Genomic DNA, 20,030 nt, shown 5'->3' with positions numbered 1-20,030 from the left:
TATAGGACACCAATTTAGCTTCTTGATTTGTTATTTTTGTTTCAAGTTGCGCGAAAAAGAATAAACAAATTAATCAATTTGTACAAATGCCAACCTTAAAAGGATATAATAGATGAATTATTCAGAACTACTGGCGAGTGAACCACATGATGTAGCTGCACATATGCACTTAAAATATGTAAACAGAGAAGCACTATCTATTCTGCGTATTAAAGAGAAAGATAAATTTCTATACCTATTAAAGAACAAGCCGCTGAGTAAAAAAGCTGAATTATCTAGAATAAAAAAACTGGTGATTCCACCGGCATGGCAAGAAGTAAAAATTGCACCGATAGCAAATGCACATTTGCAAGCAGTAGGTTTTGATGTCAAGCATAGACTTCAATATCGTTACCATGAATTGTGGTTAAGGGTGAGAAACCGAACCAAGTTTTTAAGAATGCATCAATTTGGGGAAGCTTTGCCTGTAATTAGAAAAAAGGTAGATGAAGATTTACAGTTAGACGGGTGGCCTAAAGAAAAAGTTCTTGCACTAATTGTCAGATTAATGGAAGAAACCCATATACGAATAGGTAATCAACAATATGCAAAACGAAACAAGACCTATGGCTTATCCACCCTAAGAACAAGGCACTTAAAAACCAGTAAGAATAAGCTAAAGTTTGAATTTACCGGCAAGAAAGGTAAAAAGCACAGTATCACTTTAAATAATAGAAAATTACGCAAGTTAGTATTGCAATGCGAAGAAATACCTGGTTGGGATCTTTTTCAATTCTTTGATGAAGACGGAGCTAAAACGGGAGTTGACAGTGGCATGGTCAATGAGTATTTACAAGAAATAAGCGGAGAACTTTTTACTGCAAAAGATTTTAGAACATGGTCTGGTACGCTGATATTCTTTGAATCGCTCATGGAAAATGAAACTACAGATTTGGAAAGTGAAATTAAAAAGAATGTTATAAAAGCATTTGACGATACCGCTAGAGCGTTGGGTAATACTAGAAATGTCTGCAAGAAATACTATGTGCATCCATTTGTAGTCAATAAGTATGAAAAGAATGAGCTCAATGATGTTTTTGAAAATGTAGAGAAGGCAACTTCTTCAGAATACCAAACAGCAGCAGAAAAAGCATTGATAAACCTTATAGCCGATTTTAATCCGTTATTGAATTTAGAGATAAAGAAGTAGTATTAAAATCTTACGTAAAAATTAATCGGCACGTTCAACTTCACTTTCGCTCTTTAAAACATAATCGCCATCTTCTTGTTGAATATAAAGTGCCTTATCATCATCACTACCATTTCTGGTAACTTCATTTCCTTTAATTGTCTTAGTTGTTTTTGAAGTATATGTTTCTTCAACTTTACCTTCTGCAGTACCATTACCCCATGACCATTTTACTGTTGTTCCTTTTCTTATCATAATACATGTATTTAATTGTTTGTGCTTTCCATCACAGCTAGTTTTTTGGAGAACCATGTGATGGAAATAACCATTTAGAGTAGCACAAACGTGAGAACTAATTTGATACTACAAGTTCTATAATTTTATTCTTTATTGTGTAGCAAGGGCATTATATTTTTGACCTTAAAGCCTTGAAAATTAACGCTATTCAAAGGAGTTAATGCAATAATTTTTTAAGATAAAAAGTACGTGTAATCGAATATATATTTGTCATCAAAACAAAACAGATGATACAATTAATTGCAGGTATATCGATAATTATAGGATTAGCATTCGTCAGTTTATTGCTAAGAGATTTTATCGTTGACAGTATCGATAATGATAACAGCAGTAATCAAGAAGATGCGTTTTGCGAAATTGATATGGAGCATGTGTTAATGAATTCAGATACATCAAAGAGTAAAGATGTTACTGAGCTAAAAAGAAAATTACAAGAATTTAAAAATAGAAATAAATTTTACAAGATGTAATTGTGATTGACATCTCTAAATAAAAATCACATCATTAAAACTATATAAAATGAGTACATATACAGAAGAAGTAGGAAATAAATTAAATGAACTTTTAGAAAAAACATATGATGCCGAAAAAGGATTTAAAAAGGCAGCAGAAAACACTGATAATGTTCAGTTAAAAGCTTTTTTCGAAACAAAGGCAAAGCAACGTTATGATTTTGGTCATGAGCTAAAGGCGGAAATAAAAACCTTTGGTCAAGAGATTGATAAAGGCGATAGCATAGCAGGTAAAGCACATAGAGCCTGGATGGATGTAAAAGCACTATTCTCTTTAGATAATGCAGAAGCAATGTTAGAAGAGGCTATTAGAGGAGAAAAAGCTGCAATTGAAGAGTATGAAGATGTTTTAGAAGATACTTCATTACCATCTACAACGGCAACTGTTTTAAGAAGTCAGAAAGAGGCTATTAAAAACGGACTATCAAACATTAAAATGTTAGAAGATATTAGTTAAGTACATGTTTGGGGAATGTTAAAAGAGGCTAGTAATAGCCTCTTTTTTTATGCTTATTTTTAATGGGTTATCTTTTTGTGTTTCTGCAACAATTGCTCTTTGTTTTATTGACGAAATTTGTCCTTAATGAAAACGATTGATATGTATTTTAAAATTTCGAATACAGCAAAAATGAAAGAGATAGAACAAGATGTAAATGCCTTGTTCAAGTATCCAGATTTATATACTCCACAGGTAGTAATTAGCGGCTTAAGTGAAGTCTCTATTCCCATAATTACCATGAATGAACCCAATGCTGTTAATCTAGCTATTTGGGGTTTATTGCCAAGTACTTTTAATGATGATTGGGAGCTATTTCAAAAGCTGACGAACACGTTGACTATCTCTGCTCAAAAAATAGATACGAATATATGGTATCATGATTCGTTTAAGAATAGTAGGTGTATTATACCGGTAACTGGCTTCTTTACTTCGATATTGAAAAACGGAGAAATATATCCTTACCATGTAAGTGGTAAAAATGGCGGGATATTATACTTGGCAGGTATTTATACCATTCTAGATGATGGCTTTATAACCTGTTCCTTACTTACTGGTCCGCTTGAGAAAGAAGTGGTTAATTACCAGAACCTAGTAGATTATATGCCCGTAATTATAGATCATGATGATAAGTATGAATGGCTTTCAGAAGACACTAGAATTGAAAGGGCGCAAATGATTTTACAACCGCCACATACAACAGATTTAGAAATACGACCTATTGCAAAGAATCTGTTTAATCAAGATATCTCATATGACAGTATGTTAATGCCTTATGAGTATCCAGAAAGTTAGCGTAAAGAAGCATTTTTGTTTTTTAAATGCTTTCTATAATCTGTTGGTAAAATATCATAGGCTTCAAAGAATATTTTAGAGAAATAACTTCTACTCTTTATTCCAATCGCATACACAATTTCAGACACCGATAAATCAGTATTTTTTAGATAATCTTTTGAGATTTCTAATTTCAGCTGCCTTACATATTCATTCACGGTTTTAGAATATAAAATCTTAAAACCAATTTGAAGTTTTTTTGGGCTTAGTCCAGATTCTGCGCTTAACGATGTTATAGAAACAGTATCAGAAATATGCTCTAATATATAAGTGGTTAATTTGTGAATCTTTAGAATATCCTCTTTAGAGATAGCTTCAGGTAAATTCATATTTTCTTCAAAATTTTTATGTTCTAATAACTGTAGCGATAGAATTAGATAAAGTCTGCCTTCAAGTGAAAGAGACCTTAACATTCCGCAAGTAGTATCAACATCGTTTAGTAACTTAATTTCATCTGCAATTTTTAAACTAAAATTACCACCATGGTTAAAAGTAGCCTCCCCTTCACTATCATTAAACAATGACACCAATAATTGGTTTAATTGAGAGACATTGTTGTTCTTTTTTTGTAAATATTCTTGCCGATTTATTCGTATGAAATTAATTTTTAAGTGTTCATCTTTTGGGAACAGAAATGTCTTTTCGGCATTACGTTTATGCGATATAATCGTATTCTGAAATTGCTCTAACCTGGTATAAGAATTTGTATTGTTCTCGCTGTACTCAAAGTATCCTTTACTGATAAAAATAAATTCAATTGGTGCCAGGTCTTTAGTATCAAAAACGATTTTAGCCTCTTCAGCCAGTTTCATATTACAATCAATAAGAGACACTCCCCAATTAAAATCTATGGTTCTCAAAGAGCCTTTTCCAGCTGTATTATTAAAAGTAAAAACACTTTCACCCCAATCTTCTATAAGCTCGCCTTGTATACATTTCTGTATTTGAGCAAACATATCGCTAGACTTAGAACTATTTATGGTTAACTTTTTCATTGTTTTATTTTATGTACAATGGCAATTGTACTTTATAAAAAAACTAGAAAAAAGAGAATAACCTTAACACTTTCAAGATGTTAATTGACACAAATGCGCTTTTGGTAGATGAGTTAATATTCATTTTTTTACAACTAAGCGCTCTCTCTTAAAAAGCTCATCTTTGGCTTGAAAGTTATTGGAAACTATATAGTTAACAAGTTTACCGATATGCTTACATATTAAAAATGTTAACCTAATTATTAAAATCTATATTATGAAAAAGTCACTATTAATGATTGTATTTGCATTTGCAACAATGAGCATTGCAACAAGCTGTAGAGAAGAAAAAACAACAGGAGAGAAGATTGAAGAAGGAATGGATGATGTTGGAGATGAAATCGAAGATGGAGCTGATGAAGTTGAAGACGCGGTAGAAGATGCCACTGATGACAACTAGTATAAAACATTGCTATGAAAAGAAAAGCCAGGTAGTTTACTACCTGGCTTTTTAAGTTTTAAAAGGTTTAGTTTAATCTTTCTTTCCGTTTCCTGTTAGGACATCTAAAAGACCGTCTTCTAAATTGATCCATAGATAATTAAAGAATGATTTATTCTTTATTCGTTCAGTTTCTATTCCACCATATCTATATCCATCTTGATCTGTTTTTGACCCATCGTTTATAAATAGATTACCAATAAATGAAAGTACTTTTTTTACTCCGTTTCTTTCTTTGTTAAGTACTTGAAATTCAAAATCTTCGTACCTCATTTTAATATCTCCCATAGCAGTATACTCATCACCAGAAATGGTAAAGTAAAGCTGATCGATGGTACCCGTAGTTTGGGTTCTTAAATTGGGCACTAGAAAATCATTTAAACTAGAGGTATTGAAATTAGATAATCCACCAGAAATCAGAAAAGTACTCCGGGGGTCATAAACATCAAATTGCCAATTAAGATGAAATTTTCCTGTTCCCATTAAATCGGCATTAAGTTGAATTTGAACCGGGTCTTCAATTCTTTTTTTGTTCGATAAATTACCGATTTTAGCATCTAAATTTTCAAAACTCAATGCACCTGCTCTTGCATCATTCGGAATATTCTCTTCATAGACTATTGCTCCTTTTTCGATAAAAACGGAGTCAATTGCTACTTTAAAGGGGAGTTTTTGCAATAATTTGCCATAAAGAGGCTTATTTTTAAAATCTTCTAATCTAGATTTGTCGCGGTATACTTCTAGTTTAGGTTGTGAAAGTAAAAGTTCTTTGAAGTTTACGAATAGCGAATCATTACTGACCAAATAGTTGTGATTTTCAACTTTTATGGCAGGAATAGATAAATTAATATAATCCCTTTGATAGGTGATTTCTTTACTTAATTCAGCTTTAGAGTAGACAGTAGAAAGTACAATATCGGTAATATCAATGTTAGAATTGTTTATCACCATCGACTGCATTTCAAGCTTCTCGAATTTACCTAAGGGCGCATTGAAGTTTTGAATTTTAATGTTGTATTCTGAAAATGTAAAGGGAACATATTTTGTTATAATATCCGGATCGGTAGCTACTTCTTTTAACGAAAGATTTATTTGGTCTACGGCTATTAATGAGATTTCTTCACTAGCATCCCAAATTTCTACCCTTCCTTTATCAAATATGATTTCTTCAACAAATATTTCTTTTAGTAATTTGATAGGGTTGCTTTTATTGGCAACTACATTATCAGTGTCTTCAGGGCAAGTTTTAAAATTTAGATGAGGTTTGGTAAGTGTAAGCGATTTAATGTAAATAGATTTTTGAAATAGAATTTTCCAGTAGTCTAATCCATTGATAGAAAGCATTTCAGCATCCACCTTTATTTCGCAAGAAGAAGTTTGCTTACCTAAACTAACTACAGCAACATCTTTAAATGCTATGTTGCCTTTAATAAGACCGATAGTCAATTTATCGTATGAAAAATCAATATGATCGGGTACTTTTCTCTCTAAAAAGCTAACGACCTCTTTTTTCATTTTCCATTCGGCAAGCATATAGCCACCAACGCAGAAAATTAGAAGTAGAACAAGCCATTTTAGAATTTTGTACATAAGGTATATTTAAGGGAATGTGGTTAGAAGTTTAGCAACCCTATGTATCAACTTAAACGTTGAATTTCTATAATCGCTGTTATTTATAAGGCTTTTCTATACCTGCACTATCAGGATCCATGTATTGCTTAAAGTCAGATGCACTGGTTAACTCAATAAAATTTTTACCTTTTATAACTATGGCGTTTTTAAGAAAACTAGGGTTCTTGTCCAGTACTTTCAACCAACCATCATCATCAAGATCAACAGATGTTTCGCCATAAGCTTCTTTAAAGTCTGGGTGGTCGGTATTGACCAAATCAGAAATGTTTTTATTTAGACCATCAGCAAGTTCTGCCCATTGAGTACCAGTAACGTTCGTCTTAGAAATATCTATAGTTAAATGATCTTTACCAGAAGATTCAACATAGGCATTTAGTTGTTTGCCTATTGAATTTTGCGAACTATAATATAAGGTTATCTGTTTTTTGTCCATAGCGATTACTCCCATTACTTTTTTTTAAAAGTACTCACATCTAGAGGTAGTAATTAACTCGTTTAAAACTAAAAGTATCTTAATAGGTTTAATCAAACTAGGGCTTAAGCAAATTATAGTATCTTGTTAAGGAACAAAATAATTAATAATGAATACTGTTTTTTGGCTTGCATACATAGCGGTAACTTTATGGAGTATAGTCAATATTATATTTAATGGATCTAAGGCAACTAAGATGGTTAGTTGGTCTTTATCTGTAATAATTTTCCCCTTTTTGGGTCCCCTTTTATATTATCTATTTGGTATTAACAGAAGAAAATTTAAGCTGTTTAAACTAAAGCAGACCGAAAAACGAAGACTGTATTCAGAAACCCATAAAGAGCTTGAGGGTGGTGAACAAAGTGTGCATAGGTTCGACGACTATAAACCAGAAAAATTAGCCTCACTTATTCGAAAAAATAGCTATTTCGCACCCTATGAAGGTAATGAGGTAACTTTGTTAAATAGTGGAGAAGAAGCGTTTGGGTCTATATTTAAAGCCATAGAAGAGGCTAAAGATTTCATACACCTTCAATACTACATTTTAGCAGAAGGCATGTTATTAGACACATTTCACGAACTGTTTCAAAAGAAGATAAAAGAAGGTGTAGAAATTAGAATGTTATACGATTCTTTTGGTAGCAACTCTATGCGTGGAAAGCGAGTAAAACGGTTTATAGATATAGGGGTAAAAGCATATCCGACGATGCCAATCCGTTTTGGAAATCTATTGTTTACCCTTAATTATAGAAATCACAGAAAAATAATAATCATTGATGGCAAAGTTGGTTTCACCGGCGGATTCAATGTGTCTGATAAATACATGAAACCAGTATCTGAACTTGGTGTGTGGCAAGATTTACACCTAAAAATTGAGGGTCCTGCGGTAAACAGTTTACAACGCGTTTTTGTAAAAGATTATCATTTTGCTGGTAAGGAAGAATTGTTGTTGCAAGACAAGTACTTTCCAAAAGTAGAGCCAGAAGGAGATACGGTAGCACAGATAATTTCTAGCGGACCAGATTCTAGATATCCAGCAATTATGCAGCAATACTTGGCAATGATCAATATCTCTACAAAACGTATTTGTATTGCGAATCCGTATTTTATTCCTGGAGAACCGGTTTTAGAAGCCATAAGAATTGCAGCATTAAGCGGCGTAGAAGTAACGTTGTTAACACCTAAAATATCAGATTCATTATTGGCTCAATATAGTATGTTTTCCACTTTTGAAGCTTTGCTAGAAGTAGGGGCTAATATTTACCTAAGACCAGATTTTTCGCATAGTAAGGTGATAATCATTGATGGTGAAATAGTATCTGTAGGCTCAGGTAATTTTGATTATCGAAGCTTTGAGCACAACTTTGAAACCAATGCTATTTTGTATGATAAAGAAAAAGCTTCTGAAATAGAAGAGCTATTTTCAAAACATTGTACCGAAGAGGCGAAGGTAGATTTAGAAAAATTTAAAAAGAGATCACCGTTCAGTAAATTTTTAGAAGGTCTCGCCAAATTCTTTAGTCCGCTACTATAATGAAACACCTATTCAAGGACAAATCAAATTATTTAATCTTAATACTATTAAGTTACACTATGGTTGCATCTGCACAACATACAATACCCGTTGAAATAACCGAAGAAGCAAAAATTGCACTTTCTCATTATCCCGAACTTACGAATACTAAAATTGAATTCAAGTTTAAAAAGGAAATCAAGAAGTCAACAATGCAGGCACAGCCTTCATTTTGGAGCGTTTTTAAGTCGAAGAAGAACCGTTCTTATTATATATTGATTAGTGAGAAAATTAAGATTGCCGATTCAGTGTACTATACAAAAGATATTCCATCAGAAATTATGATTGGGTGGTTAGGTCATGAACTGGGTCATGTAATGGATTACCAGCAGCGAAGCGGACTCAATTTAATAGGCTTCGGATTCAAGTATATAACCTCTGAGAACTATTTGCGTGCAGCAGAACGTCGTGCAGATTCTTTTGCGGTAGCACATGGGATGGAAACCTATATACTTGCCACAAAAGAATTTATTTTAAAAGAAGCAGGATTAACGAAAGCATATGTTGACCGTATTAAAAACTTCTACTTATCACCAGAAGAAATTATGATTTTGGTAGAAGAAAGAGATGCTGCCGGTAAAGAATAAAAGTAGCATGTACTTAATAATCGAGATGTCAATGCTCAAAGGCTTGCCATGAGATTATGCATTTGTTCTCTAACGAATACCTCATGTGTTTAACCGAAAGTAATTTATTGATGCTTTTCTACAAAAGCTTCCCACTTGGCAAACTTATCTTCTTTCATTACACGTTCCATTTTTACCTGTCCGCCTTTCTTTTTATTGCTATCGTTCCAGTCGTAAAATATATCAGGATTAATAGTAAAAACTTTCACTCCTTTTAGTGCCTTCGAACGGGCAACTTTATAATTTTTATTGGCAGCTTTTAAAGATTCATCTAGTTTATCGGCTATTTCTTTTGGGTCTTGAGTAGCCGTGGTTCCTAAATACCAAGTGTGATAAAATCCGTCTTCATACTTTTTTGCGCAAAGCGTGTATTCAGGCACTTCAATATCAAAAGTCTCCATGATATCTTGTAGGGCATCATCCAATTTATTGACAGATAACTGAGAGCCCACCGTATTCAGGAAGAACTTGGTACGCCCTGTAATTTTAATTTCGGCACGTTCTACATCAGTAAACTCAATAGTATCACCAATCAGATAGCGCCATGCACCACTAACCGTGCTTATAATAAGTACGTAATTCTGACCAGTTTCAACCTCAGACAATGTTAGGGAAGGAGCATCTTGAGAAAGAGAACCATCTTCTAAAATATAATCAGGATTGAAAGAAACAAACTCAAAGTAGATTCCGTTATCGGTCACCAATTTCATGGCATCGGTTTCTGGTCGCGCTTGAAAAGCAATAAACCCTTCAGATGCCAAATAGGTGTCAATTACCGTTACAGGTTTCCCCATTAAGGCATTAAAACTCTTTTCATACGGTCCGAATGCTACTCCCCCAGAAGTATATACCTGTAGATTAGGCCATATTTCGTGAATGTTGTTGAGGTTGTGTATTTTGATGACTTCTTTCAGCATTAATTCTATCCAAGAAGGGATGCCGCTTAAAGCACCTATATCCCAATCTGCAGCTTTTTCAGCAATTTTTGCAACACGTTCGTCCCAGTCATCAATTTGGGCAATCTCTTTTCCTGGTTTGTAGTAGCCACTAAACCATGACGGAATGTTGCTTGCACTAATACCGCTAATTTCACCCTCTAGGTGATCATTGTTTTCAACTAAATCGGTAGAACTACCCAACATTAGAATTCCAGTTTCAAAGAAATCTGCGGGAAGGTCAAAATTAGAAAGTGCTAGCACCTGCTTAATACCAGCTTGCCGAATTGAATTGATCATTTCATCGGTTACAGGAATACGTTTACTTGTTTTACCAGTAGTACCAGAGCTCAACGCAAAATAATCGGGACTACCAGGCCACGTAACATCGGTCTCATCTTCGTGCAATTTGTTCCACCATTTCTCATTGATTTGATTGTAGTCGAAATAAGGTACGCTATCGCGAAATGCTTGTTGTGGATTGTCACTTTCTAGAATATCTTCAAACTCATAGGCTGTACCAAAAGAAGTTTCTTTTGCGGTTTCTAAGAGATTTTTCAGCACTGCTTTTTGATCTTCTATAGGGTTGTCATCACCAGTAATTTTATCAGTAATGTCGATAACCCCTTTTATGAAATTTCCTATGATATTCATGTGTAGCAGTGTTTTTAAGTTATTGCTGCTAAATTACTGGTTACGTGAGTTAAAGATTAACCCTAATCTTAAATATGTGGACTTTATTGGGTTGGCGATTTAAGGATATAGCTTTAGTTTCTATTTAGACCATTTTATTATCCAAGCCATTAGTTCGTCTTTATCTACTGCAATCCAAGTAGCAGCAGTATTCTTTTTCTCTGTTTTACTTTCACGAGGATAAAATATCACTAAATCTGACTTCTCATTTCCTGTCAATTTTAATTGAGCAATGAATCCGACCATATCCGGTCCATTATTGTCTATTGTAGTCTTCCTTTTCTTCTCTAACCAGTATTGTATAGCAACTTCCATGTAGGCTCTTACCGGATAGTTTTTATAATATTTAATTTTTCTATCGGTTTTGTCTGAATAACTATAAGTTGAAAAATTAAGATAGTTCTCAAGATTTGATGTTGGGGTCCCATTAAGATTTTTCTCAAGTATAAAATTTGAGAAAGAACCTTCCCAAACAGCGCCTTCGTCATAATTTATTCTTCTATCTCTGTTGCCTTCATTGTATTGTCTTACCCAATCTAATGGTGCATCACAAATAACGAGTCCAGATAAGTTTAAAGCGAAATCAGGACTAATTTTTTCTTGATATTCAACATATTTTAAAGCTCTATGACCAGAAAGACCAACACCAATTAAGAATACATTGTTATTCGGTAAATTATTTTTATCGAAAGCCCTCTCAATTGTTTTATGCACATCTAAAAGTGAGTTCTCAGAGAAAAAGAAATCCAATGGTATTTCTGTTGAAACAGATAAAACAGCATACCCGGCTTTATTCGCCTGAGTATACAATTGTTTTGCACTCATATTCTTTTTGTCAAATCCCGAACCCTCAAAAAAGATAATTACCCCAGAAATATTCGATTTATTATCTGGTTTGGCAAGTGTATATCCTTTTTCAATATATTCAAGAAAATCAGTGTCAAGTTCTCCAATCCTTAAACTGTCGTTTTTTGATTTTTGATATTCTTCAACAATGTTTTGTCCATTAGTACTTAAAAAAGCCAGTATTGAAAGTAAAACTAGTACTGATTTTAATCCAAATTTCATCTATTATATAATTTGACAATTATGCTAAGAATTCAATATAAAGATACATGTCTAAGCCTAACTAAGCATAATAAGCACAGCACCCACAGCGGTCAACACCAATATCATCTTTCTAAAGAATGCCTCTTTGATATATTTGATAAAACGAATACCTACAAAGAAACCTATTAGTATACCTGGTAAAAGCATTAGGTTTAAGGTCAGCGATTCTTTTGTAATAGTTTCCCAAACGAAAAAATGAAAGGGAAGTTTAATGATATTTATGATTAAAAATAACCAAGCAGCAGTACCTATAAATTGATTTTTAGGTAAGCGCATGGCTAAAAAGTAAATATTAGAAAATGCGCCTGCTAAATTTCCGACCATGGTGGTAATTCCTGCAATAGTACCAATAGCTCCGGCAAATGTCCAGTGCGATGGTACATTCTTATCCTTTTGACGGTCCCAATAAAACATCATACCTACGGTTATGATAATTATGGTTGCCATGCCTATTTTAAAGAATTTTTCGGGCAGTTCGTTTCCAATAAACACACCTATTAATAAACCAACGATCATCCACGGTAGTACTTTAAAAACATACTTCCACTGTGTATATCTATTATAGTAGATGACGGCAAAAATATCGGCAAGAACAAGTAATGGTACTACCATGCCTGTAGACTGTCTTGCGCCAAATGCCAAAGCCATTATAGTGACATTTAAAACGGCAATACCTTTTATGCCGGCCTTAGATAATCCTATGATAAAGGTCGCAATTGATGCAAGGATCCAAGCGGTTGGGGTAATTTCTGTAGTTATTGATAGAAGCACGTGGTACGTTTAGCGTATTAGGTATAAGAATGTCCTAAAATAATATATCTTTAACAATCAACCTAAAACCAACTTATGGAACTCAGTACGCTAGACTATACATTTATTATAGTTTTCTTCTCCCTTGTCTTAGGCATAGGGTTTTATGTATCAAAAACATCGGGTGCAAGTTCTTCAGAATTTTTTCTGTCGGGCCGAACAATGCCGTGGTGGCTTTTAGGGCTTTCAATGGTAGCGACTACATTTTCAACAGATACGCCCAATCTGGTAACAGATATTGTTCGTACGAACGGAGTATCGGGTAACTGGGTGTGGTGGTGTTTTTTGATAACAGGTATGTTGACCGTTTTCGTCTATGCTAAATTATGGCGTAAGTCGAATGTGAATACAGATTTGGAGTTTTATGAAATGCGCTATGGCGGAAAACCGGCTAGTTTCTTAAGAAAATTTAGAGCTATTTATTTAGGAGTAATTTTTAACGTGATTACCATGTCTGCAGTAACATTGGCAGCAATTAAAATAGGAAGCATTATGTTGGGGTTAGAACCTTGGCAAACTGTAATAAGTGCAGGTTTGATTACGGTGACTTTTAGTGCCTTAGGTGGATTCAAAGGTGTGGTCTATACAGATTTTCTATTATTTTTCGTTGCAATGGCAGGGGCAATAGGTGCTGCATATTACCTAGTTAATATACCTGAAGTTGGCGGAATTGAAGCTTTAATGGCAAATGAGAACGTAGCTTCAAAATTAAATATTTTGCCAGATTTCAGTAACAAGAAAGCATTGATAACCTTATTTATAATTCCATTAGCTGTGCAATGGTGGAGTTCTTGGTACCCAGGTGCAGAGCCAGGTGGTGGTGGTTATATTGCGCAACGTATGTTAGCGGCAAAAGATGAAAATCACGCAATTGGTGCAACATTCTTCTTTAATATTATGCATTATGCATTAAGACCTTGGCCGTGGATTTTAGTGGCATTGGCGTCTATAGTGGTATATCCAGATTTGGCTAGTATACAAGAGGCTTTCCCAAATGTAACTCCAGATAAATTAGGTCATGATTTAGCATATTCAGCAATGTTGACCAAACTGCCAAGCGGATTGTTGGGAGTTGTTTTAGCATCCTTAGTTGCGGCATATATGAGTACGATAAGTACACAGTTAAACTGGGGTTCTTCGTATATCGTTTTTGATTTTTATAAGCAACAGATAAATCCCGATGCATCTGAAAAAAGATTGGTAGCAGTAGGTAGAATTTCAACCGTTGTTTTAATGATATTTAGTGCTGCATTGGCTTTATTGCTGCAAAATGCGCTTCAATTATTTAATATATTATTAGCTTTCGGTGCTGGTACCGGACTCATATTTATTCTAAGATGGTTCTGGTGGAGAATTAATGCATGGAGTGAGATTACTGCGATGTTCGCATCAGGTATTATTTCAATTGTTTTAAAATTGACTCCCTTAGGTGCATATCTTTTTGCCAAGGAAACGGGTCTATTCCCAGACTGGTCAGAATATATATTTATTGTAGTGTTGACTACCGCAATTTGGTTGATAGCAACATTTATGACACAGCCAGAATCTAACGATACCTTGAGAAGTTTTTACAAGAAGATTCAACCAGGTGGGCCGGGTTGGTCTAAAGTGGTTGCCGATGCAAAAACCGATGCTGTAGAAATTGTAAAAGAAAAAGAGAAGTGGAGTGTACCTGCTGGTATAACAGCAATGTTGTTAGGGGTAGTACTAATTTATTCTATAATGTTCGCTACGGGGTATTGGATCTATGGCAGAACCACACAAGCTATTGTTTTAACCGTAGTATCAGCAATTGCAGGAGTGTTGTTAGTAAAAGCTTGGAACCGCTTAAAAGGAAACATCTTATAGCAGTAGGATGGTGAAGGATAGAATTTTATCGGTCGATATATTTAGAGGAGCTACCATATTACTAATGGTCTTGGTAAATACACCAGGTACATGGTCTAATGTGTATGCCCCTTTCCTCCATGCCGATTGGCATGGCTATACACCGACCGATTTAGTTTTTCCTTTCTTCTTATTTATTGTGGGCACATCAATTGCATTCTCCTATAAAAATAGAGCCGTAGATGCCAAAGCGTATAAAAAAATAGTAATAAGAGCGTTGAAGTTAATTGTACTAGGACTCTTCTTAGGTGCGTTTCTTATTCACTTTCCGTTCTTTAAAAGCTTCAGTGATATTCGTTTTCCTGGGGTGTTGCAACGCATAGGTGTCGTGTTCTTTTTTGCCGCATTGTTATTCATCAACCTGAATTGGAAACAGTTGATTTGGGTAACAGCGATATTATTAATAGGATACTGGCTGTTGATGACATTTGTTCCTGTAGACGGAGTGACATCAACATTAGAAAGGGCACCAAATAATTTAGCCAATTGGATAGATGTAAAAGTATTCGGTTCTCACAATTACAAAGCAGATTATGACCCAGAAGGATTGTTAAGTACCATACCTTCAATCGCAAGCTCCTTGTTAGGAGTATTTACAGGACTCATCTTAACCAGTAAACAAGAAAAGAAAGCAACTATTTTAATGGGGTTGGGCGGTAGTCTTTTAATTATAGGACATATTTGGGATTTAGTATTCCCAATCAATAAAGCCCTTTGGACAAGTAGTTTTGTGCTGGTAACCGCAGGTTGGGCAAATCTTATACTGTCGTTGATTTATTATTTAACAGATGTCAAGAAAATAGAATTCGGCTCCGTCTTCAGATATGCAGGGGCAAATGCTATTATTATTTATTTCTTGTCAAGTTTTATTAGTAAGGTAATGGGCCAAATACAAGTTGGCGATACCTCGTTACACGGGTGGTTATTTCAAACCGTATATGTACATGATTTCCTGGCCCTAGAAACATCGTCCCTTTTATATGGGTTAAGTGTAGTGCTATTCTATAGCCTAGTGGGCTATATTTTATATCAAAAAAAGATATTTATTAAGGTATAGCTGGTTATTTCGCCATCAACTTTGCAACATACTTCCCAATAACATCAAACTCCAGGTTTACAATAGTACCCGGTTTGTAAGTGTTAAATCTAGTATGCTCGTAAGTATAAGGTATAATCGCTACTTCAAAAGTATTCTTACCAGAATTCACTACCGTTAAACTTGTACCGTCAATGGTAATAGATCCCTTTTCAATAGTTGGGTTTCCAGTTTTCGCATCGTAGGTAAATGAAAAAATCCAACTGCCATTATCTTCTTTTACGCTAGTACATTCCCCGGTTTGATCAACATGACCTTGAACAATATGTCCGTCTAACCTAGACCCCAAAATCATAGCGCGCTCTAAGTTTACGGAATCATTTGTTTTTAAGCTATTAAGGTTGGTTTTGCTTAATGTTTCAGCAATTGCGGTTACGGTATAGGTAGTATCCGTTAGGCTAACAACCGTTAAGCAAACACCGTTATGTGCAACACTTTGATCTATTTTCAGTTCAGGTGTTAAACTCGATTCTATAGTAATATCTAAGTTACCGCCTTTAGCTTCAAGAGAAGTAACCTTACCCAATGTTTCAATAATTCCCGTAAACATGTGTCGTTTAATTTAAGTAATTTTGTGCTTCAATATTTATATCCCAATGTATAAATGGGATAACCACTTTATCTTCCTTTCGGGAGATTGAAACCATTTTTATGGCTTTAGGTGGGGTTACAAAGGTACAGATTATCATGGAGGAAAACAGGAAAATTAGGTTAGGCATCTCTATAGGAGACTTGAACGGAATAGGTTGTGAGGTAGCGTTAAAAACATTCGAAGACAGCAGAATGTTAGACTTTTGTACTCCCGTTATATTTGCCTCTAATAAGACGGTTTCTTTTCAAATGAAACAATTAAAGCTCAATATTGTTTTTAACGGAATACCAGAAGCTTCGAAAGCCATAGACAATAAGATTAACATTGTAAATGTTTGGAAAGAAGTACCTAGAATTAATTTTGGGCAGGCGACTAAAGATGGTGGTGAATATGCCATTAAATCATTGCGAGCTGCAGTAGACGCATTAAAAAAGGGAGATATAGATGTGTTGGTAACGGCACCGATCAATAAAAACAATATTCAGTCAGAAGAATTTAAATTTCCAGGGCATACAGACTTTTTAGCACAGGAGCTTGAAGGTGAAAGTTTAATGTTTATGGTGACAGATACCTTAAAGGTAGGTTTGCTTACAGATCATGTAGCTGTAAAAGATGTTTCTGCTGCAATAATTCCGAGACTAATACGAGATAAGATCAATACCATTGAAAAGTCGTTGATGATGGATTTTGGTATTCGTAAGCCAAAAATCGCTTTGTTAGGTATAAATCCGCATAGCGGAGATAATGGCGTAATTGGTAAAGAAGATGATGAGGTAATGAAGCCGGTTATTAAAGAAATGTCTAATATGGGTCATTTAGTATATGGACCATATTCAGCAGATAGTTTTTTTGGATCTGATGGCTATAAAAAGTTCGATGCAATTTTAGCGGCATATCATGACCAAGGATTAATTCCGTTTAAAACAATAGCATTTGGTCAAGGTGTAAATTTCACGGCAGGTTTAAGTAAAGTTAGAACATCGCCGGATCATGGTACTGCCTATGAAATAGCAGGAAAAGGGGTAGCTGACGAGAGCTCCTTCAAAGAAGCGGTCTTTATGGCATTGAAGATTTTTAAGAACAGAACAGAGTATGAAGAGCTAACAAAAGACGTATTAAAAAAGCAACGTTTAAAGCGGGAACGTTAATTTTTAGTCAGATTAAAAAGTTATGAAGATAAATAGTTGATAACTATTGTCTTTTATCAAAATTATAGTATCTTTGCACCCGCCTTTTGTGGGCGATTAGTGTTAATTTAAGTGTGTACGAGATGAAGCAAAAGGAGTTCAATATTCCTTTCTCAGGATTGAAGCAAGGGAAACACAACTTTAATTACCAGATTGAAAATACGTTCTTTGATTCTTTTGGATACGATGAATTCAACGCTACCAACATCAATTTAGATGTAGTACTTCATAAAACAAGTACAATGATGGAGGTTGATTTGGAAGCATCAGGAACAGTGAATGTTGATTGTGACATAACTAGCGAGCCGTATGATCAAGCTATAAGCGGAGATTTGCATTTGGTAGTTAAGTTTGGTGAAGAGTATAATGATGAGAATGATGAAATATTAATTCTTCCGCATAACGAACACCAATTGAACATTGCGCAATATGTGTATGAAATGCTAGTATTGGCAGTTCCACAAAAAAGAATTCATCCTGGTATTGAAGATGGCACTTTAGAATCTGAAGTGTTAGACAGGTTAAACGAGCTTCAACCAAAAGAGAAAAGATCAGAAAAAGAAGAAAACGATCCCCGTTGGGACGAATTAAAGAAACTATTAACGGATAAATAAGGTTTAAATGGCACATCCTAAGAGAAAAATTTCCAAAACAAGGAGAGACAAAAGAAGAACACATTATAAGGCAGTAGCTCCTACTTTGGCTACAGATTCTACAACTGGCGAGACTCACCTATTTCATAGAGCTCACTGGCACGAAGGAAAATTACATTATAGAGGTCAAGTTTTGGTTGACAAAACCGAAGAAGCAGAAGCTTAAGACCCTTTTATATTATACTAAACTCCCACTTCATTTGAAGGAGGGAGTTTTTTTTAGCCCAATTTGTTTTTTACCACCTTGTTATTCAGATAATTCAAGGGCTTAAATGGATATGGCTATTAATTGCAATTTTTCAAAAACCCGATAACTTTACCCAAAAAGTCGTTGAAAATCACTAATTTTCATGACTTTTGACAGGTTTTTTAAGTTTTTTACAAGAAAGCAAATAAAGTATGACCAAAATTACAGCAGCTATTACCGCGGTAGGAGGCTATGTTCCCCAGTTTGTAATGACCAACAAAATGCTCGAGGACTTGGTTGATACCAATGACGAATGGATCACCAGCAGAACGGGCATTAAAGAAAGAAGGGTACTAAAGAAGGAAGAGGGAGAAGGTACGTCGTATTTGGCCATTAAAGCGGCACAAGACCTCATGGAGAAGAAGGGGCTAGATGCCTCAGAAATAGACCTTGTTATAGTTGCTACGGCAACACCCGATAGTATGGTAGCTTCTACAGCTGCTTTTGTTGCTTCAGAAATTGGAGCCGTTAATGCTTTTGCCTACGATTTATTAGCCGCATGTTCAAGTTTTCTTTTTGGCATGTCAACAGTTGCCGGTCATATCGAAACCGGTAGATATAAAAAAGTATTACTTATAGGGGCAGATAAAATGTCATCTATTATTGATTATACCGACCGTACCACATGTATTATTTTTGGAGATGGTGCCGGGGCCGTGCTTTTTGAGCCAAATACAGAAGGTCTTGGTCTACAAGATGAGTATTTGAGAGCAGACGGTAGCGGAAGACAATTTTTGGGCATGGAAGGTGGCGGATCATTAATGCCGGCTACTATAGAAAGCGTGACCAATAAAAAACACTACATTTTTCAAGAAGGAAAAACAGTGTTTAAATTTGCGGTATCTAATATGGCAGATGTAGCAGCGAAAATCATGGATAGAAATGATCTTACTGAAGAGGATGTAGACTGGCTAGTGCCGCATCAAGCGAATAAACGTATAATTGATGCCACTGCTAAAAGAATGGGTGTAGGCGAATCAAAAGTGTTGATGAATATTCAACGTTACGGTAATACCACTTCAGCAACCTTACCATTATTATTATTCGATTACGAAAAACAGCTTAAAAAAGGAGATAATCTTGTATTTGCAGCCTTCGGTGGCGGCTTTACATGGGGTTCTATCTACTTGAAATGGGCTTATTAACAAACAACAACTACCAATTATAACTTAGAAAATATGGATATTAAAGAAATTCAAAGCCTTATCAAGTTTGTTGCCAAATCTGGCGCTAGCGAGGTAAAACTGGAAACGGATGATATTAAGATCACCATTCGTACCGGAAGCTTATCAGCTAATTCTGAGCCAACTTATGTGCATACGATGCCTATGGCTCAACAAGCTATGTCAGCTGCAGCTCCTGCACCAGTAGAAGTTCCTGCAGCAGCCGGAGCTACAGAAGCTGAAAAGCAAAAAGCTGAAGATGATAAATACATCACTATAAAATCTCCGATTATTGGTACTTTTTATAGAAAGCCTTCTCCTGACAAACCAGTTTTTGTTGAGGTAGGACAAACTATTGGTACTGGAGATGTACTATGTGTTATTGAGGCAATGAAATTGTTCAACGACATAGAATCTGAAGTTTCTGGTACTATCGTTAAGATATTGGTAGATGATTCTTCACCAGTAGAGTTTGATCAACCATTATTCTTGGTAGATCCGTCTTAACTAAATTTTGAGTAGTTATTGTTAGATGCCGTTGCTAAACGATGTTTAAGAATGTTATGGAATCAAG

The 20,030-nt window shown here is 35.0% G+C and carries 22 protein-coding genes; 14 read left to right on the top strand and 8 right to left on the bottom strand.

The genetic code is table 11. The annotated features are described in order from the left end of the window. The first annotated feature begins 112 nt into the window (after positions 1-112). Entirely contained in the window at positions 113-1,189 is a 1,077-nt protein-coding gene (locus Q0871_RS03870) for a DNA topoisomerase IB (RefSeq protein ID WP_299318100.1), read from the top strand. 21 nt (positions 1,190-1,210) lie between these two features. Here the strand turns inward: Q0871_RS03870 and Q0871_RS03865 are convergent, their stop codons facing one another. Beyond that, the gene (locus tag Q0871_RS03865; protein ID WP_299318098.1) at positions 1,211-1,423 is read right to left on the bottom strand and encodes a DUF2945 domain-containing protein; all 213 of its coding nucleotides are present in this window, start codon (positions 1,421-1,423) and stop codon (positions 1,211-1,213) included. 269 nt (positions 1,424-1,692) lie between these two features. On the opposite strand from Q0871_RS03865, the gene Q0871_RS03860 reads away from it, so the two are divergent. From Q0871_RS03860 to Q0871_RS03850, 3 genes are all read left to right on the top strand, one after another. Continuing rightward, complete coding sequence (locus Q0871_RS03860) at positions 1,693-1,935, top strand: hypothetical protein (protein WP_299318096.1); 243 nt, start codon at positions 1,693-1,695, stop codon at positions 1,933-1,935. Positions 1,936-1,984: 49 nt separating this feature from the next. Beyond that, on the top strand, positions 1,985-2,434 hold the full coding sequence (locus Q0871_RS03855; protein ID WP_299318094.1) for a PA2169 family four-helix-bundle protein: 450 nt from the start codon (positions 1,985-1,987) through the stop codon (positions 2,432-2,434). Positions 2,435-2,560: 126 nt separating this feature from the next. Further along, positions 2,561-3,268 (top strand): SOS response-associated peptidase, encoded by a 708-nt coding sequence (locus Q0871_RS03850; protein WP_299318091.1) that lies wholly within the window; start codon positions 2,561-2,563, stop codon positions 3,266-3,268. On the opposite strand, the gene Q0871_RS03845 is transcribed toward Q0871_RS03850, so the two are convergent. Beyond that, complete coding sequence (locus Q0871_RS03845) at positions 3,265-4,302, bottom strand: AraC family transcriptional regulator (protein ID WP_299318089.1); 1,038 nt, start codon at positions 4,300-4,302, stop codon at positions 3,265-3,267. The genes Q0871_RS03850 and Q0871_RS03845 overlap by 4 nt on opposite strands. Positions 4,303-4,558: 256 nt before the next feature. Between Q0871_RS03845 and Q0871_RS03840 the strand changes: the two genes are divergently transcribed. After that, positions 4,559-4,741 (top strand): membrane protein, encoded by a 183-nt coding sequence (locus Q0871_RS03840; protein ID WP_036150642.1) that lies wholly within the window; start codon positions 4,559-4,561, stop codon positions 4,739-4,741. Between the two features lie 72 nt (positions 4,742-4,813). Here the strand turns inward: Q0871_RS03840 and Q0871_RS03835 are convergent, their stop codons facing one another. Together Q0871_RS03835 and Q0871_RS03830 are read right to left on the bottom strand one after the other, a co-directional pair. Then, positions 4,814-6,370, bottom strand: coding sequence for a hypothetical protein (locus Q0871_RS03835; RefSeq protein ID WP_299318085.1), 1,557 nt, complete (start codon positions 6,368-6,370; stop codon positions 4,814-4,816). A gap of 79 nt (positions 6,371-6,449) precedes the next feature. Continuing rightward, positions 6,450-6,860, bottom strand: a complete 411-nt coding sequence (locus Q0871_RS03830; RefSeq protein WP_299318082.1) for a hypothetical protein — start codon at positions 6,858-6,860, stop codon at positions 6,450-6,452. Positions 6,861-6,993: 133 nt separating this feature from the next. On the opposite strand from Q0871_RS03830, the gene cls reads away from it, so the two are divergent. Together cls and Q0871_RS03820 are read left to right on the top strand one after the other, a co-directional pair. Then, positions 6,994-8,418: a cardiolipin synthase gene (gene cls, locus Q0871_RS03825; RefSeq protein ID WP_299318079.1), complete on the top strand. Its 1,425-nt coding sequence runs from the start codon at positions 6,994-6,996 to the stop codon at positions 8,416-8,418. Further along, a complete protein-coding gene (locus tag Q0871_RS03820; RefSeq protein ID WP_299318077.1) occupies positions 8,418-9,044 on the top strand; it encodes a hypothetical protein in 627 nt (208 codons plus the stop codon). The genes cls and Q0871_RS03820 overlap by 1 nt, the downstream gene beginning before the upstream one ends. A gap of 104 nt (positions 9,045-9,148) precedes the next feature. Here the strand turns inward: Q0871_RS03820 and Q0871_RS03815 are convergent, their stop codons facing one another. From Q0871_RS03815 to Q0871_RS03805, 3 genes are all read right to left on the bottom strand, one after another. Next, positions 9,149-10,672, bottom strand: a complete 1,524-nt coding sequence (locus Q0871_RS03815; protein WP_299318075.1) for a GH3 auxin-responsive promoter family protein — start codon at positions 10,670-10,672, stop codon at positions 9,149-9,151. 120 nt (positions 10,673-10,792) lie between these two features. Continuing rightward, positions 10,793-11,779: a hypothetical protein gene (locus tag Q0871_RS03810; RefSeq protein ID WP_299318073.1), complete on the bottom strand. Its 987-nt coding sequence runs from the start codon at positions 11,777-11,779 to the stop codon at positions 10,793-10,795. 57 nt (positions 11,780-11,836) lie between these two features. Then, positions 11,837-12,592 (bottom strand): sulfite exporter TauE/SafE family protein, encoded by a 756-nt coding sequence (locus tag Q0871_RS03805; RefSeq protein WP_299318071.1) that lies wholly within the window; start codon positions 12,590-12,592, stop codon positions 11,837-11,839. Positions 12,593-12,667: 75 nt separating this feature from the next. Here Q0871_RS03805 and Q0871_RS03800 point away from each other — a divergent pair, with 75 nt between their 5' ends. After that, positions 12,668-14,479, top strand: coding sequence for a sodium:solute symporter family protein (locus Q0871_RS03800; protein WP_299318068.1), 1,812 nt, complete (start codon positions 12,668-12,670; stop codon positions 14,477-14,479). A gap of 7 nt (positions 14,480-14,486) precedes the next feature. Beyond that, positions 14,487-15,575: an acyltransferase family protein gene (locus Q0871_RS03795; protein ID WP_367275121.1), complete on the top strand. Its 1,089-nt coding sequence runs from the start codon at positions 14,487-14,489 to the stop codon at positions 15,573-15,575. Positions 15,576-15,579: 4 nt separating this feature from the next. On the opposite strand, the gene Q0871_RS03790 is transcribed toward Q0871_RS03795, so the two are convergent. Beyond that, positions 15,580-16,164: a riboflavin synthase gene (locus tag Q0871_RS03790; RefSeq protein WP_299318066.1), complete on the bottom strand. Its 585-nt coding sequence runs from the start codon at positions 16,162-16,164 to the stop codon at positions 15,580-15,582. Positions 16,165-16,301: 137 nt separating this feature from the next. On the opposite strand from Q0871_RS03790, the gene pdxA reads away from it, so the two are divergent. The 5 genes from pdxA to accB all read left to right on the top strand — a co-directional run bounded on the left by pdxA (position 16,302) and on the right by accB (position 19,963). Next, the gene (gene pdxA / locus Q0871_RS03785; protein ID WP_299319759.1) at positions 16,302-17,354 is read left to right on the top strand and encodes a 4-hydroxythreonine-4-phosphate dehydrogenase PdxA; all 1,053 of its coding nucleotides are present in this window, start codon (positions 16,302-16,304) and stop codon (positions 17,352-17,354) included. A 122-nt stretch (positions 17,355-17,476) separates the two neighbouring features. Beyond that, entirely contained in the window at positions 17,477-18,007 is a 531-nt protein-coding gene (locus tag Q0871_RS03780; protein WP_299318063.1) for a DUF177 domain-containing protein, read from the top strand. A gap of 7 nt (positions 18,008-18,014) precedes the next feature. Beyond that, entirely contained in the window at positions 18,015-18,212 is a 198-nt protein-coding gene (gene rpmF, locus Q0871_RS03775; RefSeq protein WP_027065618.1) for a 50S ribosomal protein L32, read from the top strand. A 233-nt stretch (positions 18,213-18,445) separates the two neighbouring features. Then, positions 18,446-19,438 (top strand): beta-ketoacyl-ACP synthase III, encoded by a 993-nt coding sequence (locus tag Q0871_RS03770; RefSeq protein ID WP_299318058.1) that lies wholly within the window; start codon positions 18,446-18,448, stop codon positions 19,436-19,438. Positions 19,439-19,471: 33 nt separating this feature from the next. After that, positions 19,472-19,963 carry an acetyl-CoA carboxylase biotin carboxyl carrier protein gene (gene accB, locus Q0871_RS03765; RefSeq protein WP_299318056.1) on the top strand — a complete coding sequence of 164 codons (492 nt, stop codon included), beginning with the start codon at positions 19,472-19,474 and terminating at the stop codon, positions 19,961-19,963. The last annotated feature ends 67 nt before the right edge of the window (positions 19,964-20,030 follow it).

It is taken from the genome of uncultured Maribacter sp. (genome assembly GCF_947500985.1).
In the GTDB taxonomy this organism is placed as follows: Bacteria; Bacteroidota; Bacteroidia; order Flavobacteriales; family Flavobacteriaceae; genus Maribacter.
The sequence above is the reverse complement of the archived record's forward strand: the minus strand, read 5'-3'. Positions and strand labels throughout refer to the sequence as shown.